The sequence below is a fragment of the Pseudomonas sp. FP215 genome (genome assembly GCF_030687795.1).
Taxonomy (GTDB): Bacteria; Pseudomonadota; Gammaproteobacteria; order Pseudomonadales; family Pseudomonadaceae; genus Aquipseudomonas; species Aquipseudomonas salmasensis.
The window spans coordinates 6,421,829-6,436,589 of the sequence record NZ_CP117447.1; the positions used below are offsets into that span (position 1 = coordinate 6,421,829).

The window sequence follows — 14,761 nt, forward strand, 5'->3', positions numbered from 1 at the left end:
CTTATCGATATAACGGAAAACCGCGCCACTTTTTACGCCCTCGCACTGGCATAATCCGTCGCACTTTCGCCGGGAGAATGCCCATGTCGCGTTACCTTTTTCTAGTGTTCGGCTTGGCGATCTGCGTGGCCGATGCAAGCGAGCAGCCCTCGTCAAACACCACCGCCGTAGCCCCGCACGACCTTGCCTATAGCCTGGGCGCAAGCCTTGGCGAACGGTTGCGCCAGGAAGTCCCCGACCTGCAGATACAGGCCCTGCTCGACGGACTCAAACAAGCCTACCAAGGCAAACCCCTGGCGCTGGATAACGCGCGCATTGAACAGATCCTCGCCCAACATGAAGCGCAGAATGCCGCCGACGCCCACCTGCCGCAAAGCGAGAAAGCACTGGCCGCCGAACAGCAATTTCTCTCTCGGGAAAAAGCCGCCGCCGGTGTTCGTCAGTTAGCCGACGGCATCCTGCTCACCGAGCTGGCAAAGGGCACTGGCAACAAGCCGTCGGCCAGCGATGAAGTGCAGGTGAAATACGTGGGCCGACTGCCTGACGGGACTGTCTTCGACAAAAGTACGCAGCCGCAATGGTTTCGCCTGGACAGTGTGATCAGCGGCTGGAGCAGTGCATTGCAACAGATGCCGGTGGGTGCAAAATGGCGCCTGGTAATTCCTTCGGCACAGGCCTATGGCGCAGACGGCGCAGGTGAGTTGATCCCACCCTATACGCCGCTGGTGTTCGAAATTGAACTGCTCGGTACTCGCCACTGATCCATAAAAAACGGTGCGACATGCGCACCGTTTTTTTATCTCGCCATCAGGTTCAGGCCTGGGTGGCGGGTTCTTCTTTGTGAGCGTTGTGCAGCACTTCGATCAAGCAATCTTCCAGCTCGAAACGCTCATGCAACAGCGCGCCCAATTCTTTGAATTTTTCCGCAACACATTTCCCGGCATCACACAGGTCGGTGAACGCCAGCAGCTTTTCAGTAATCACATCGATGCGCGGATAAATCGTCTCTGCCAACTCCAGACCACGCTGATCATCGAAGGCTTCGGCCTCCTTGGTCAGTTGCTCATAGACGCCGAAATGTCCGGCAGACACGTAGTCCACCAGCACACCGCAGAAATCTTGCAATGTCTCGCGATTCTCGGCCAACGCTTCGGGCTTGGCGCCGAGAGCATCAAAGGCCCGAACCAGTTCGTGACGTGCCTTCAACCAGCTGTCGATCAGCTTGTGCACCCCACCCCAGCGTTCCTGAGCATTCTGACAACTTTCCAACATGATGATCTCTCTTCCCTATTGGGGCGCCGCAGCTCTGTACCTGCGCAACACTTCAAGGATGAAGCAGCAGACGGACAAGGCCGCGTCTGACAAGCGGTTTGGATAACGCGTGCGGGCCAGATTATGCCCGCATGACTATGGCTTCAAGGTACGCAGGAGAGAATGTTCATACAAGTGTTTAATCCGCTCCTACAACCTGAGTCTCGTTTTCAAGGCATTGCGAGGCGCAAATGCCTGCCGAACAACAACCGTGACACCTGCATGAGCCCCAGGATCAGCATCGCCACGAAGAACAACAGGCTCCACTCAGGCAGGCTCAAGTCAAACAGCGTCCAGTTGATTTCGACACAATCGACCGTGCCATTGAACACCGAGCGCATTGCCTGCCAGACAGACAGGTTTTCAAGCATGTGCTGCAGGCTGGGCCAGCAATCCCCCACCTGACTTGCCGGCCTGTTCTGCAACAGCACTTGCCGGCCTGCGGTGATGGCGCCCAGCAACGCACAGCCCATACTCGCCAGCCCGTACAGGCAAAGGCCGGAACGCCCAGGCTTGTGAAGCACGGCAATCAGGTTGATCAATGCAAAAGACGCGAGGAACAGGCGCTGTACCTGGCATAGAAAACAAGGTCGTAGCAGCGCGCCGTATTGAAGGTAGAAAGACGCGCCCAACGTCAGCGCACCCGCCATGAACGCCAGGAAAAACAAAGAGCGTAAAGGGGCCAAAGACATTGTTTATCCGCACTGCAAGAGATAGGTCGCTACGGTAGAGGAAAGGCCCGACCCCTTTCAATACGCCCTAGAGCAGACATTTCCTCGAAAACATAAGGACATCCCGCCACGAGCCCGAGGAAATTCAGTTACAACAAGTAGGAATTAGCAACAAGGCCAGTTAAACCGAGTGTTTGCAGGGTTTGAAGGATCCGGGGGCGGATCGGTCCGAGCCAATCCACTCACCCTTTCCTACTTCAAACTCGCGCAGGCACCGGCAGCGGCGAGGACAGCAGACGATTGTCGAGCAAGCCCAAGCCCTCCTGAAACAGCTGGTTGCTGCGCTCGGTGTCGCCCAATTGGGCCAGCAGGCGAGCCAACTCGGCGCAGGCTTCGGGATTGCGCTGTACTTGCAGGCTGCTTTCCAGATAATCGCGCGCCTTGCCCCACAGACTGTTTTGCAGGCACAGACGGCCCAACGTCAACAGCAGGCTGGCATCGCCTGGATGGTCCTTGAGCCAGCCTTCGGCAAACTTCAATTGACGCGCAGGGTCACTGCCGCGCAGCAGGCCATACAGCCGGATCAAGTGACTGTCGTAACCGCGCTTGAGCGCACCACGCAGCACTTCTTCGGCCTTGGCATCGGCGCCCAATCGACGCAGTTGGTCGGCATACGCCAATACCAGTTGTGGCTGTTGGCGCTGGGCAGCGGTCAGTTGCTCCCATGCGCGCTCCAGGGACTGCAACCCCGCCTCGCCTTGCTCCTCACGCTGAGCCGCCAGGCTCAGGTTCTCGCCCCAGGCGCGGCGTTCCAGCTCGGCCAGCTCATTGGCGGGCAAGACTTTGTCCTTGCGCAGCTCAGGCAACAGGCGAATCACTGAAGACCAATCGCCACGCTGCTGATGCAGGCGTTGCAGCTGACGCAGCACTTGCGCGTTATGCGGGTGACGCTCATGCATCGCCTGGAGAGTGACCAGGGCACCTTCCGTATCACCGCGATCCATCTGCAATTGCGCGTGGCTCAATGCAATGGCCAGTTCGGCCTGGGGCTGGCGCTCCAGCGCGCGCTCCAGCAAGCCGTCGGATTCCTCATAACGACCCTGCTCATTCGCCGCACGGGCCGCGCCGATGTAATACAGCAAAGGTTGGCGCTCTGCTTCGGCGGCGCGGTGCAGGTGGCGTTCGGCGCTGGCCCAGCGGCCCTCGGCGAGGTCCATCTGGCCTTGCTCGATAGCAATCTGCACACGACGGCTGCGGTTGCGTCGTGACCAAGGGTTGACCACGCCACCGGATGTGGCGACCAGGCTCCACAACACGCGGATCAGGTAAATCGCCAGGCCAATGGCAAACACCGCCACCAATGTCGCCCACAGGCTTGATTCGTAATGCAGCAGGTGAGGATAGGTAATCAGCACGTAGCCGGTGTGCTTCGAAATGCCCACGCCCAGGGCCAGGGCGAGCGCAATGGCGAGCACCAGGATCACATAGAAACGCTTCATCAGCTCTACTCCTGGGTCGCCGGTTTGCCAGCCGAGGCCTTGGCTTCGTCGGCAGACAGATGACGACGCTCGAGGTACGCCTGCACAGCAGCCAGGCTCGCGGCCAGGTCAGGCGTGACCACCGACACAGCCTTGGGCTCGAGCTCGGCGATACGCGCCAGCATCGCCTTGCTCTGCGGGTTGTCCTGGTTGAAGTTGTCCTGCAACACGCTGCGCGCTTCTCCCAGCGAGCGGCTGTACACCGCCGCCTCGCCGTTAAGCGCAGCCCACTGGGCTTGCTCCAGCGCCAGGCTCAAGGCCAGCCGCACTTGGTTCAGGCCTTGGCCTGCCAACAATGGGCGGATGTTGTCATCCGGGTTGAAGTCGATACGGAAATAACGGGAGATCTGTTCCCACCACTGGCTCAACTGGTTCTGGGTATCGCTGGTGGGGCGCCCCTGGGAGGCGGGCTCGGTGAGCTGATACTCCGGGGCAATCGCCGCAAGCTGCACCACCTGATCACGCAAGGCGGCCAGTTGCAGGTACAGGCCGGTACGGTCCGGTTGCTCGGTGCTGCGCAGCGCGGCCAGGCTCTTGGCCAGTTGCTCGCGTGCGGCGAAAGACCCTGGGTCGCTCTGCTCGCGAAGAATCTCGTCGGCACCCTGGACCAGCGACTGGGCGCTGTTGATATCTTGCAAGGCGGACAAACGCAAGCTGGCCAGACGGATCAGATGCTCGGCTTCGGCCAGGCGCCAATCCTTGCGGCTGGCACCCAGCACGGTTTCCAGACGCTGGTTGAGGCGCTGCTGATCACCCTGCAACTGCGTGACCAGGCGGCGGCGTTCTTCCAGCTCATCCGCACCCGGCAACTGCGCCAGGCGGGCGGCCAACTGTTGCTGGCCTTGCTTGAGGCTCTGGGACTGGTCATCCAGGGTCTGCACCTGGCCCAGCTGGTGCTGGCTGCTGGCTTGCAGGGCACGGACCTGCCAGATCCCCCAACCGCCGGCGGCTACGCCCGCAGCGCCCAGCAGCAAGGCGACGATGGCCAGGCCATTGCCACGGCGTGGCGCGCTGACCGGTGTCTCGACCGGCGCATCAAGCGCGGGCTGAGCTTCATCTTTAGGCAAGGCTGTTTCGCTCACGTATCCGTCCTTTGTGTATCAGAGAGTGGGAACGGGATAGCTCCCTAACGCCACTAACAAAGCCGCGGCACTCGCGCCGCGACAATCCACAACTTTTTCTGCACCCGCGGCCCGCGCCATTTCATATACACGCGGGCTGGGCACGAACAACGGCAGCTGTGCCACCTCTGGCCAATCGGGACCGGCCAACGCGTGCAAGTGTAAAAAACCCTGCCCACTGCTGACCACCAGGCCGTTCAAGCGTTCCAACTGGATGCGTTGCATCAGCGCGCCCTTCTCATACACCGGAAGAAAACGCCGATACAATTCCAGGTAGTCGACACTAGCACCTTGCTCGCGTAAACGCTCTGCCAGCAACTCGCGCCCGCCCTCGCCACGCAGAATCAACACCCGGGCGCCCGGCACTGCAATAGCCTCGCGCAAGGCAGGCAGTTCAAGCAAGGCCTCGCTGTCATCGCCCGTGGCGGGACAGTGAACCTGGAGGCCATGATCGGCCAGTATCTGAGCCGTGGCCGCGCCGACACTGAACCAGGGCATGGGTGGCACACTGCTCCCCAACTGCTGCAACGCCAGGCGCGCGGCCGGCTTGCTCACCACGATGACGGCGCAATAGCGCTGCAGCGCGCCAAATACCGCGTGGTGTTCAGCGGTCACCGGCAACGCTTCGGTCTCCAGCAAAGGCAGGCAACTGCTGTGAATACCGCGCTGGGCCAATAGCGCCGCCAGGGCCGTCGACTCCTCGGCAGGCCGCGTCAGCAGCACTCGCCAGTCGGTCACTGCGGACCGGCCTCGCCATAGACTTTCTGCAAAATGGCACCCGCGCCTTTTTCCAGCAGTTCCTCGGCAACCTGAATACCCAGGGCCGTGGCATCACGTTGCGGCCCACGCACCTCGGCGGTCAGCAGGTTACCGCCGTCCGGATCACCAACCAAACCACGCAGCCACAGGTTCTCGCCTTCGAGTACGGCATAGCAGGCGATGGGCACTTGGCAGCCACCGTTAAGGTGTTTGTTCAAGGCACGCTCGGCGGTGACACGCACTTCGGTCTCTGCGTGATCGAGAGGTTTTAGCAGTGCATGAATTTCGCTGTCGGCGGTGCGACATTCGATGCCGACTGCGCCCTGCCCGCCAGCCGGCAGGCTGTCGTCGACGCTGATGGCCGAGGTGATGCGGTCTTCAAAGCCCAGGCGGATCAGGCCGGCAGCGGCGAGGATGATCGCGTCGTATTCGCCGGCGTCCAGCTTGGCCAGGCGCGTATTGACGTTGCCGCGCAGAAAGCGAATCTGCAGGTCAGGACGCCGCGTCAGCAACTGGGCCTGGCGACGCAGGCTGGAGGTGCCGACGATACTGCCCAGCGGCAATTCGTCCAGGGACGCGAAGGTGTTGGAAACAAAGGCGTCACGCGGGTCTTCGCGCTCGCAGATGCAAAAAAGGCCCAGGCCTTCAGGGAAGTCCATGGGCACATCTTTCATCGAATGCACGGCGATGTCGGCTTCGTTGCCCAGCAGCGCGGTTTCCAATTCCTTGACGAACAGGCCCTTGCCGCCGATTTTCGACAGTGGCGAGTCCAGCAGCTTGTCGCCGCGACTGACCATGGGCACCAGGGATACCTTGAGGCCGGGATGGGCCTGTTCAAGGCGTGCTTTGACGTATTCGGCCTGCCACAAGGCCAAGGCGCTTTTACGGGTGGCGATGCGGATTTCGCGAGAGGACATGGATCAATCCGTACTGAATAGATACGACGGATAATAACAGCTCAGGCAAATACGCTTTGATTTGAATCAGCAAGTGCGGGGCCTCCCTGGCCACGTCGCACCGGGATAAGGAACGCAGACCGCGCCGCAGCCCTCGGGCTAAAGCTGCTGCATCATCTTGCGCACGCCAGCGACATGGCGTCGGCTGACGATCAAGGCATCGCCATTAAGCCCCTTCAGGAATAGCTGAAAGTGCCCCAGGGGCGTGCGCTGCAGGCGCTCGATGCGTTCACGGGCGACCAGCGCGTTGCGATGAATGCGCACGAAACGTTCGCCAAACTCGTCTTCAAGGGCCTTGAGCGGTTCATCGAGCAACACTTCACCGGTCTCATGGCGCAGGGTCACGTATTTGTGATCGGCAATAAAGTAGACCACCTGGCCGAGTGGGATCAGCTCGATGCCCTTGCGAGTACGCGCGCTGATATGGCTGCGTGGCCCGTTACCACTTTGCGCAGCCGGCTGCGTCAAGGCAGCCAGTTGAGCACGGCTGGGGCGCTCGGCTTTTTTCAGGGCCTTGAGCAAGGCTTCGGCCGTGGCCGGCTTGATGAGAAAACTGACACCGCTGTCTTCCAGCGTCTGTGCAGAAAACTCATCCTGCGCCGCACACAACACCACGGCGGGCGGCGATTCGCGTTCGCTCAAGCGGGCGGCGACTTGCAGGCCGTCGAAACCGGGCATGCGGATATCGAGCAGCACTACATCCGGCTTGTGGCTGTCGATCAGCGTCAACGCCTCTTCGCCGCTGGTGGCACTCGGTTCAAGGACTGTATAACCCTCGAGTTCACTGACCAGACGGCTCAGTCGCTCGCGGGCTTGGGGTTCGTCATCAACGATCAGGACATTCATATTGCGCTGGATTCCTGCGTGAGTCTCGCACAAGGATAGCGTAGACAGGTGCGGTGACTGACGTCACAGCGATCCACGCTAAGACTAGCGCGAGCGGCAAAAAGTGCCCTGAGAATGGCACCCAAATTTACCCGGACCTGTTCAATAGCGCCCAAGACCCGCTGCCTCCGGGCATCGTCGTAGGGTTCACTGATAAACAATCCGAATACCCCCCTGTTTAATGGATAGTCTGGTTATGACCGCATCACCCGACTTTGGTGCATTCACACACTATCAGTCCAACTGTAGACGCTCACTGAGGCGACATTGCTCAATCGTCAAATATCGTTTCAATAAGTACCTGCCTCCAGTCTCGTCCTGGATGCGGTCGGCGGCAAGGCACTTAGCCATCTCCTGCACAAATAAAATTGCCGACCACCCGCAGCACCGCCTCCACGGGCAACCCTGTTATGATCGCCGGCACACCTTCATGCCTCTTTTAAGCAGATCACGAGCGAATCCATGAGCACCGACAAGACCAACCAGTCCTGGGGCGGCCGCTTCAGTGAACCCGTCGACGCCTTCGTCGCGCGCTTCACCGCCTCCGTCACCTTCGATCAACGCCTGTACCGCCACGACATCATGGGCTCCATCGCCCACGCCACGATGCTGGCCAAGGTTGGCGTACTGACCGACGCCGAGCGTGACAGCATCATCGACGGCCTGACCACCATCCGCGGTGAGATCGAGGCAGGGACGTTCGACTGGCGCGTCGACCTCGAAGACGTGCACATGAACATCGAGGCACGCCTGACCGATCGCATCGGCGTGACCGGCAAAAAATTGCACACTGGCCGTAGCCGTAACGATCAGGTCGCCACCGATATCCGCCTGTGGCTGCGCGATGAGATCGACCTGATCCTGGGCGAAATCACCCGCCTGCAAAAAGGCTTGCTGGAGCAGGCCGAGCGTGAATCGGACACCATCATGCCCGGCTTCACCCACCTGCAGACCGCACAGCCTGTGACCTTCGGCCACCACCTGCTGGCCTGGTTCGAAATGCTCAGCCGCGACTACGAGCGCCTGGTCGATTGCCGCAAGCGTGCCAACCGCATGCCGCTGGGCAGCGCGGCACTGGCCGGCACCACCTACCCGATCGACCGTGAGTACACCGCGCAACTGCTGGGCTTTGACGCCGTGGGCGGCAACTCGTTGGACGGCGTGTCGGACCGGGACTTCGCCATCGAATTCTGCGCCGCCGCCAGCATCGCGATGATGCACCTGTCGCGCTTCTCCGAAGAGCTGGTGCTCTGGACCAGCGCGCAATTCCAGTTCATCGACCTACCGGACCGCTTCTGCACCGGCAGCTCGATCATGCCGCAAAAGAAAAACCCCGACGTGCCAGAGCTGGTGCGTGGCAAGAGTGGCCGTGTATTCGGCGCACTGATGGGCCTGCTGACCCTGATGAAAGGCCAGCCACTGGCCTACAACAAGGACAACCAGGAAGACAAAGAACCGCTGTTCGACGCCGCCGACACCCTGCGCGATTCGCTGCGTGCCTTTGCCGACATGATCCCGGCGATCAAGCCCAAGCACGCGATCATGCGTGAAGCGGCCCTGCGTGGGTTCTCCACCGCGACCGACCTGGCGGATTACCTGGTGCGCCGTGGCCTGCCGTTCCGTGACTGCCACGAAATCGTTGGCCACGCCGTGAAGTACGGTGTGGACACCGGCAAAGACCTGGCGGAAATGAGCCTGGAAGAACTGCGTCAGTTCAGCGACCAGATCGAGCAGGATGTATTTGCCGTGCTGACCCTGGAAGGCTCGGTGAATGCCCGTAACCATGTGGGCGGCACTGCGCCGGCACAGGTCAAGGCAGCGGTCGTGCGCGGCCAGCAATTGCTCGCCAGCCGCTAAAAGCATCGCAGGCAAGCCAGCTCCCACATTTGATTGGGTTCACATATCAAAATGTGGGAGCGGGCTTGCCCGCGATGGCGCCCTTACAGCTGCCAAAGATTTATTTTTTGGCTGCAATCATCGCCATGAACGCCGGCAGCGCCGCCTGCCTGTCCGCCTCAACTTTCTGCGCATTGGGCATCTCATTCAGGCGCGCCAACAACGCCTTCGCTTTCGGCAACGGCTCCAGCAGGTCCAGCCCAAACACCTTCTCGCCCACACCGCAGGCCAGGTTCAGGCTGTACATGAAATACAGGTCCGCGAGGGTGAAGCTCTCCCCCGCCACATAAGGCGCAAACTTAGCGTGCCGGCCTAACGTACCCATCCCAAGCAGCAACTCGGCCCTGGATTTTTCCTTGATCGCCTCCGGCACCGTCATGCCGAAAAAAGCCTCGGCGTAACACGCCCGCGCAGGCAGCTCGATGTACAGCTCGATCTCACGGCACAGCGCCAGCACCTGAGCCCGCGCAAACGGGTCGGCGGGCAGTAGCGCAGGGCCTTCTTGGCTCTGCTCGAGGTATTCGAGGATGACGCTGGTTTCGTTGATGAACCCCTGCTTCACACCCAGCACCGGCACTTTGCCGCGGGGGCTGACCGCCAAGGCTTCGGGGGTTTGCCCGGCGTAAAAAGGCACTTCTTCGAAGGGCAGTCCTTTCTCCAACAGCGCCAGCTTGACCATGTTGTAGTAGTTGCTGACCGAAAATCCGTAAAGCTTGAGCATCACAAAGCCTCCAGGCCGGGTGTGGGGTTGGCTGCAAGAGTTATAGATCCTCGAGGGCACCCTGACCAGCAGCATCATCCCCCTGAATGGGGGTAGACTGGCGCCCTTTCCTTGAGGAGCCTGCCATGAGCGAGCCGACCGATATCGACCACGACGAAGAAGAAGAATTTACCGAAAACACGCTGATCGAAGCCATCGAGAACCAGATCGAGAGCGATAACCCGCCAGCGGCCAAGGCTACGTTCAATAAACTGACCCTGGTGGGTTACGAGCGCGACGACATCCTCAATCTGATGGCTCACGTGCTGGCCTTCGAGATCGACGCCATGCTGGACGAAGACCGCGCCTTCAATACCGAGTGGTATGAAACGGCATTGCGGGCACTGCCCGAGCTGCCGCCGGAAAAGGAATAACCCCGGCACGCAGCAACACGCTGGACAGTTCGGCAAAGTGCGTTCACCTTATGGCCTGCTAGCCTCTAATAAATTTTAGAAAGTCTGGAGTCCTTATGTCGTATACCCCTGAGTTGGTTGCCGAACTGGAAATCCTTGCACTCTTCAACCTGGACAGCTCCCAGGAAGGTCTGAAAGTCCACCAGACCGCTGCCTCCACCGCCATTGCCGCTGCCAAGCGCCTCTTTGACAAAGAGCTGATTACCCAGCCAGATGGTGGCTACCTGACCAGCCTTGGCCGGGATGCGGCTCAACACACCCAAAGCCTGCTGACGATTCTGAACACAACGAAAAAAGAAGCCGCCTGATACCTGATACCGCCCATGGAGTCCGCCGCCTGCGGATTCCGCGGGCATTGCTGCGCGGCATACAAAATTCTGACGCCAAAAAGCCACTTCCCTCTAAAACTCCTACGCTACTGTCTGTAAACTCCTGCATGGCCGCCCGCGTCGGGCCCTGCGAGCCAACGAGTTCGACATGACCCGCACCCATGAAATCCGCCCTGATCTGGACGAAGGCATCGACCGCAAGGTGCTGACCCAACTGCGCGCGCGTTTCATGAGCCTCAATCAAGGCCGCATGGCCCGGGCCGTCGAAGGGCTGACGCCACGCCAGCAAAGCGTGCTGGCTTTGTTGCCGCTGTTTTTCCACGTCAATCACCCGCTGCTGCCAGGCTACGTCTCCAGCAGCACGCCGGCCGGGTTGTCGAATTTCGAACCGGACGCCCAGGCCCTGGCCGATGCCCAGCGCCTGACCCGCTCGTTCTCCTATAAACCGCGCCACGGCAATCCGCCTACGCCGATCCACGGTTTGTTCCTGATGGGCAGCCTTGGCACGCTGGCCCAGGCCGATCAAAGCGATATGGACGTGTGGGTGTGCCACGCCCCCGACCTGAACGAGACCGAGCTGGCCGAGCTGCGCAAAAAGTGCCAACTGCTGGAAACCTGGGCCTTGGGCATGGGCGCCGAGGCGCATTTTTTCCTGATCGACCCGACGCGCTTTGTGTTGGGTGATCGCGATACGCAACTGAGTTCCGACGACTGCGGCACCACCCAGCACTACCTGCTGTTGGATGAGTTCTATCGCACCGCGATCTGGCTGGCCGGGCGCACGCCCATCTGGTGGCTGGTGCCGGTCTACGAAGAAAACCGCTACGCCGAGTTTACTCACGCCTTGCTTTCCAAGCGCTTCATCCGTGCCGATGAAACCCTCGACCTCGGCCACCTGGCTCATATTCCTCCGGGGGAATTTATTGGTGCCGGGCTGTGGCAACTGTTCAAGGGCATCGAGTCGCCCTACAAATCGGTGCTCAAGCTGCTGCTGACCGAGGTCTACGCCAGCGAACACCCGAAGGTGCAGTGCCTGAGCCTGCGCTTCAAACAGGCGGTGTTCAGCCATCAGGCAGACCTGGATGAGCTGGACCCGTACATCATGGTTTACCGCCGCATCGAGGAATACCTCAAGGCCCGCAACGAGCTGGAGCGCTTGGAACTGGTGCGCCGCAGCCTGTACCTGAAGGTCAACCGCAAACTCAGCGCTGGCCAGCGCACTGCTGGCTGGCAACGGCAGCTACTGGAACGCCTGGCGCATGAATGGGGGTGGGACACACGCCAACTGGCCCTGCTGGACAGCCGCAGCCAATGGAAAGTGCGCCAGGTCGCTTCCGAGCGCCGCGCCCTGGTCAATGAGTTGAACTACAGCTACCGCTTCCTCACCCAGTTCACCCGCAGCGAACAGTCCGCCAGCCCGATCAATAAACGCGACCTCAATGTACTGGGCCGCCGCTTGTACGCGGCGTTCGAGCGCAAGGCCGGCAAGGTTGAGTTCATCAACCCCGGCATCGCCCCCGACCTGGCCGAAGACACCTTGACCCTGGTGCAGTCGCCCAACCGCAAGGAGCCGGGCCAGCACCATTGGGGCCTGTATAACGGCAACCTTACCGCCCTGGAATGGGAACACTTCGCGCCGATCAAACGCAGCCGCGACCTGCTGGAAATGCTCACCTGGTGCCATCGCAACGGCGTGATCGACAGCAGCACCCGCCTGGCGCTGCACCCCGGCACCAGCGACATGACCGAGTTCGAGTTGTTCAACCTGCTGGGCAGCCTGCAACAGACCATCGCCCTGCCCCTGGCCAGTGTCGATGAGAGCCGCTTGCTGCGCCCGGCAGTGCCAGAAGAAGTGCTGCTGCTGATCAACGTTGGGGTTGACCCGCTCAAGCATCATCGCGACCTGAATATCCTGATGACCACCGAGCGCACCGACTCCCTGAGCTATGCCGGCGTGCGCGACAACCTGGTGCTGACCCTGGACCAGGTCACGCTCAACAGCTGGAACGAAGTGATGGTCAGCCGCTATGACGGCCCGCACGCCCTGCTCGACTGCCTGCGCGACTACCTCAACCAACTGCCATCGAACCATCTGCCACGCCTGCGGGTGCGCTGCTTCTGCCACAACCGGGCGCAGTTCATTGCCCAGCGGGTGGAAGAGGTATTCGACACCGCGCAGCATCTGCTGCTCGGCCAGGGCAATCATCGCTACCTGCTCCAGGTGCAGCAGCATTATCACGTCATGGAACTGGTGCCGGGCCAAGCCACCCATGTATCGCTGCCGACCCAGGACGCGCTGATCGCTTACCTCAACGAGGAGTTGGCCAGCTACAGCCCGTGGCACTTGGACGCCATGGCCCTGGAAGACCACGACCTGGCGCTGCTGCTGCCCATGGGCCAGGCCGAGTGTGTGCAGGTGTTCTACCGGGTCAATGAAGGCTTCGCCGACGTGTATGTGCTCGACGAATTCAACGCGCTCTGGCAACAGCGCTTGCCGTTTCATGATGAGCAAAGCCTGCTAGCGCCGCTGCAGCGTTTTTTGCAATCGATCCTGTACCGCCGCGAAGCGCTATCGTCCCTGGACGCCCAGCAACCCGCGGGCGAGGTACAGATCCTGTACTACCAACTGTTGCCATCGGGCAACGGCCGTGCGCGAGGCGTGGAGCCACGGCCGGCCCCGCAAGACCCTGCCAACAAAGCGTTTTATGACGTGCAGGCGATTATCGGCAAAGGCGCGCCAGGCCAGGTAGGGATCACCCTGTACTGCAATCAGCGGGAGTTTTCCGAGCTGGAATTTGGCGACCAGCTGTTTGCGGTGGTCGCCCGGGAGATCGTCGGGCAACGTCGGGAAACCGAGCGTTACCGCTGCTATATCACTGACCTGGATCTGTCGGGGCTGCTCGGTGATGTGCAAAGCCCAAGCAATCTGTACCTGCGTTATAAAGCCGAACTGGAACAGTCACTCAATGCGGCCTTGAATCAGGTTTAGAGCGGGAAGGCGCCGCCATCTTTGGGCTGGCCTTCGACGCTGAGCAATTCCAGCTTCAGGGTCTTGCCGCCTGGCGCCGGCCAGTCGATGTGCTGGCCCACTTGCAGGCCAAGCAATGCGCTACCTACCGGCGCCATGATCGAAATCTTGCCTTCGTCGGCGTTCGCGTGCTTGGGGTAGACCAACGTCAGGTGATAGTCCTTGCCGCTGCCTTGCTCACGGCAATGCACGCTGGAGTTCATGGTCACGACACCCGCAGGCACTTCATCGTGACCAACCACGTCTTCGGCGCGGTCGAGTTCGGCTTGCAATGCTTCGGCGCCGGGAGACTCGTCGCCCAAGCGGTCGATCAGTTGCTCCAGACGCTGCACGTCAAGACGGGTGAGAATGATGGACGGTGCGGTGGTCATGATTCAGGCAGACTCCTTTTTTCTGCACACAAAAGCAAAACCCCGCCAGGAAAAGGCGGGGTTCTCACGGACCTCGATGAATGGAGGTGTATCCGGACACTACCACAGCGACACAAATAAACAAGACGCCGTCAGGTGCTCGCCTTGCGCTGCTCGGCCTCGGCGCAGATCGCCCGGCGCCGCGCATCGTCGGCAGAGCGCCATTCCCGGATGTCTTCCACATGGCGGAAGCAGCCCAGGCAGACTTTCTGCTCGTCCAGGCGACACAAACTGATACAAGGTGACGGCACCGCCGGGCTGACATTGCTGAACAGCGGCTTGGGCGGGCGTACGGTTGCAGGCTCACTCACCATCAGATCTCGTCGAAATCCAGTTCGTCGCCGGTGTATTCCTGGACCAGGCGGGCGAGCATCTCACCCAGCAACTCTTCACTCTTGTCGCACTGCCATTTGCCGCTTTCTTCGTCGTAATCGAAGTGAACGCCACCGGAGCGTGCAGCCAGCCACAGCTGACGCAGCGGCTCCTGGCGGCTGAAGATCAGTTGCTGGCCGCTCTCGAACTTGACGGTCAGCACACCGGCCGAGTTTTCCAGGTCCACGTCCAGGCCGCTGTCGTCGAAAATATCTTCCAGCCCCTGCTGGGTGGCATCCACCAGGTCGTGAAAACGGGCTTCGGTCAAACTCATTGTGGCAACCTCAAAAGTGTCTGGTTTTGCTCAAGCGC

The 14,761-nt window shown here is 60.7% G+C and carries 16 protein-coding genes; 5 read left to right on the plus strand and 11 right to left on the minus strand.

Annotation, left to right across the window (positions count from 1 at the left end):
- Positions 1-83 precede the first annotated feature (83 nt).
- On the plus strand, positions 84-761 hold the full coding sequence (locus tag PSH76_RS29280; protein WP_032894576.1) for an FKBP-type peptidyl-prolyl cis-trans isomerase: 678 nt from the start codon (positions 84-86) through the stop codon (positions 759-761).
- Positions 762-813: 52 nt separating this feature from the next.
- Here the strand turns inward: PSH76_RS29280 and PSH76_RS29285 are convergent, their stop codons facing one another.
- The 7 genes from PSH76_RS29285 to PSH76_RS29315 form a co-directional block, all read right to left on the minus strand.
- A complete protein-coding gene (locus tag PSH76_RS29285) occupies positions 814-1,272 on the minus strand; it encodes an Rsd/AlgQ family anti-sigma factor (protein ID WP_032894575.1) in 459 nt (152 codons plus the stop codon).
- Between the two features lie 209 nt (positions 1,273-1,481).
- On the minus strand, positions 1,482-2,003 hold the full coding sequence (locus PSH76_RS29290) for a disulfide bond formation protein B (RefSeq protein ID WP_098950062.1): 522 nt from the start codon (positions 2,001-2,003) through the stop codon (positions 1,482-1,484).
- 236 nt (positions 2,004-2,239) lie between these two features.
- Positions 2,240-3,481: a heme biosynthesis protein HemY gene (locus tag PSH76_RS29295; protein WP_305493340.1), complete on the minus strand. Its 1,242-nt coding sequence runs from the start codon at positions 3,479-3,481 to the stop codon at positions 2,240-2,242.
- Positions 3,482-3,486: 5 nt separating this feature from the next.
- Positions 3,487-4,602 carry a uroporphyrinogen-III C-methyltransferase gene (locus PSH76_RS29300; protein ID WP_034134043.1) on the minus strand — a complete coding sequence of 372 codons (1,116 nt, stop codon included), beginning with the start codon at positions 4,600-4,602 and terminating at the stop codon, positions 3,487-3,489.
- Positions 4,603-4,620: 18 nt separating this feature from the next.
- Entirely contained in the window at positions 4,621-5,379 is a 759-nt protein-coding gene (locus tag PSH76_RS29305) for a uroporphyrinogen-III synthase (RefSeq protein WP_047712055.1), read from the minus strand.
- Positions 5,376-6,317, minus strand: a complete 942-nt coding sequence (hemC, locus tag PSH76_RS29310; RefSeq protein WP_305493341.1) for a hydroxymethylbilane synthase — start codon at positions 6,315-6,317, stop codon at positions 5,376-5,378. Before hemC ends, PSH76_RS29305 begins: the two co-directional genes overlap by 4 nt.
- A 138-nt stretch (positions 6,318-6,455) precedes the next feature.
- On the minus strand, positions 6,456-7,202 hold the full coding sequence (locus PSH76_RS29315; RefSeq protein ID WP_010053067.1) for a LytTR family DNA-binding domain-containing protein: 747 nt from the start codon (positions 7,200-7,202) through the stop codon (positions 6,456-6,458).
- Between the two features lie 501 nt (positions 7,203-7,703).
- Between PSH76_RS29315 and argH the strand changes: the two genes are divergently transcribed.
- Entirely contained in the window at positions 7,704-9,098 is a 1,395-nt protein-coding gene (argH, locus tag PSH76_RS29320) for an argininosuccinate lyase (RefSeq protein ID WP_020302866.1), read from the plus strand.
- 100 nt (positions 9,099-9,198) lie between these two features.
- Here argH and PSH76_RS29325 read toward each other — a convergent pair whose 3' ends face one another.
- Positions 9,199-9,858: a glutathione S-transferase family protein gene (locus PSH76_RS29325; RefSeq protein ID WP_305493342.1), complete on the minus strand. Its 660-nt coding sequence runs from the start codon at positions 9,856-9,858 to the stop codon at positions 9,199-9,201.
- A gap of 125 nt (positions 9,859-9,983) precedes the next feature.
- Between PSH76_RS29325 and PSH76_RS29330 the strand changes: the two genes are divergently transcribed.
- From PSH76_RS29330 to PSH76_RS29340, 3 genes are all read left to right on the plus strand, one after another.
- A complete protein-coding gene (locus PSH76_RS29330) occupies positions 9,984-10,271 on the plus strand; it encodes a hypothetical protein (RefSeq protein ID WP_098950057.1) in 288 nt (95 codons plus the stop codon).
- A gap of 95 nt (positions 10,272-10,366) precedes the next feature.
- Positions 10,367-10,618 carry a TIGR02647 family protein gene (locus PSH76_RS29335; protein WP_138762011.1) on the plus strand — a complete coding sequence of 84 codons (252 nt, stop codon included), beginning with the start codon at positions 10,367-10,369 and terminating at the stop codon, positions 10,616-10,618.
- 169 nt (positions 10,619-10,787) lie between these two features.
- Entirely contained in the window at positions 10,788-13,628 is a 2,841-nt protein-coding gene (locus PSH76_RS29340) for a class I adenylate cyclase (RefSeq protein ID WP_305493343.1), read from the plus strand.
- On the opposite strand, the gene rnk is transcribed toward PSH76_RS29340, so the two are convergent.
- The 3 genes from rnk to cyaY form a co-directional block, all read right to left on the minus strand.
- Entirely contained in the window at positions 13,625-14,038 is a 414-nt protein-coding gene (rnk, locus tag PSH76_RS29345) for a nucleoside diphosphate kinase regulator (RefSeq protein WP_032894565.1), read from the minus strand. The genes PSH76_RS29340 and rnk overlap by 4 nt on opposite strands.
- Positions 14,039-14,169: 131 nt before the next feature.
- Entirely contained in the window at positions 14,170-14,388 is a 219-nt protein-coding gene (locus tag PSH76_RS29350; protein WP_305493344.1) for a DUF1289 domain-containing protein, read from the minus strand.
- A 2-nt stretch (positions 14,389-14,390) separates the two neighbouring features.
- Complete coding sequence (gene cyaY, locus PSH76_RS29355) at positions 14,391-14,723, minus strand: iron donor protein CyaY (protein WP_032894564.1); 333 nt, start codon at positions 14,721-14,723, stop codon at positions 14,391-14,393.
- Positions 14,724-14,761: the final 38 nt, after the last annotated feature.

Bases quoted from the DNA above. Each gene is read 5' to 3' on its own strand.
- PSH76_RS29280 (WP_032894576.1), top strand. From the start codon at position 84: ATGTCGCGTTACCTTTTTCTAGTGTTCGGCTTGGCGATCTGCGTGGCC.
- PSH76_RS29285 (WP_032894575.1), bottom strand. From the start codon at position 1,272: ATGTTGGAAAGTTGTCAGAATGCTCAGGAACGCTGGGGTGGGGTGCAC.
- PSH76_RS29290 (WP_098950062.1), bottom strand. From the start codon at position 2,003: ATGTCTTTGGCCCCTTTACGCTCTTTGTTTTTCCTGGCGTTCATGGCG.
- PSH76_RS29295 (WP_305493340.1), bottom strand. From the start codon at position 3,481: ATGAAGCGTTTCTATGTGATCCTGGTGCTCGCCATTGCGCTCGCCCTG.
- hemC (WP_305493341.1), bottom strand. From the start codon at position 6,317: ATGTCCTCTCGCGAAATCCGCATCGCCACCCGTAAAAGCGCCTTGGCC.
- PSH76_RS29315 (WP_010053067.1), bottom strand. From the start codon at position 7,202: ATGAATGTCCTGATCGTTGATGACGAACCCCAAGCCCGCGAGCGACTG.
- argH (WP_020302866.1), top strand. From the start codon at position 7,704: ATGAGCACCGACAAGACCAACCAGTCCTGGGGCGGCCGCTTCAGTGAA.
- PSH76_RS29325 (WP_305493342.1), bottom strand. From the start codon at position 9,858: ATGCTCAAGCTTTACGGATTTTCGGTCAGCAACTACTACAACATGGTC.
- PSH76_RS29330 (WP_098950057.1), top strand. From the start codon at position 9,984: ATGAGCGAGCCGACCGATATCGACCACGACGAAGAAGAAGAATTTACC.
- PSH76_RS29335 (WP_138762011.1), top strand. From the start codon at position 10,367: ATGTCGTATACCCCTGAGTTGGTTGCCGAACTGGAAATCCTTGCACTC.
- PSH76_RS29340 (WP_305493343.1), top strand. From the start codon at position 10,788: ATGACCCGCACCCATGAAATCCGCCCTGATCTGGACGAAGGCATCGAC.
- rnk (WP_032894565.1), bottom strand. From the start codon at position 14,038: ATGACCACCGCACCGTCCATCATTCTCACCCGTCTTGACGTGCAGCGT.
- cyaY (WP_032894564.1), bottom strand. From the start codon at position 14,723: ATGAGTTTGACCGAAGCCCGTTTTCACGACCTGGTGGATGCCACCCAG.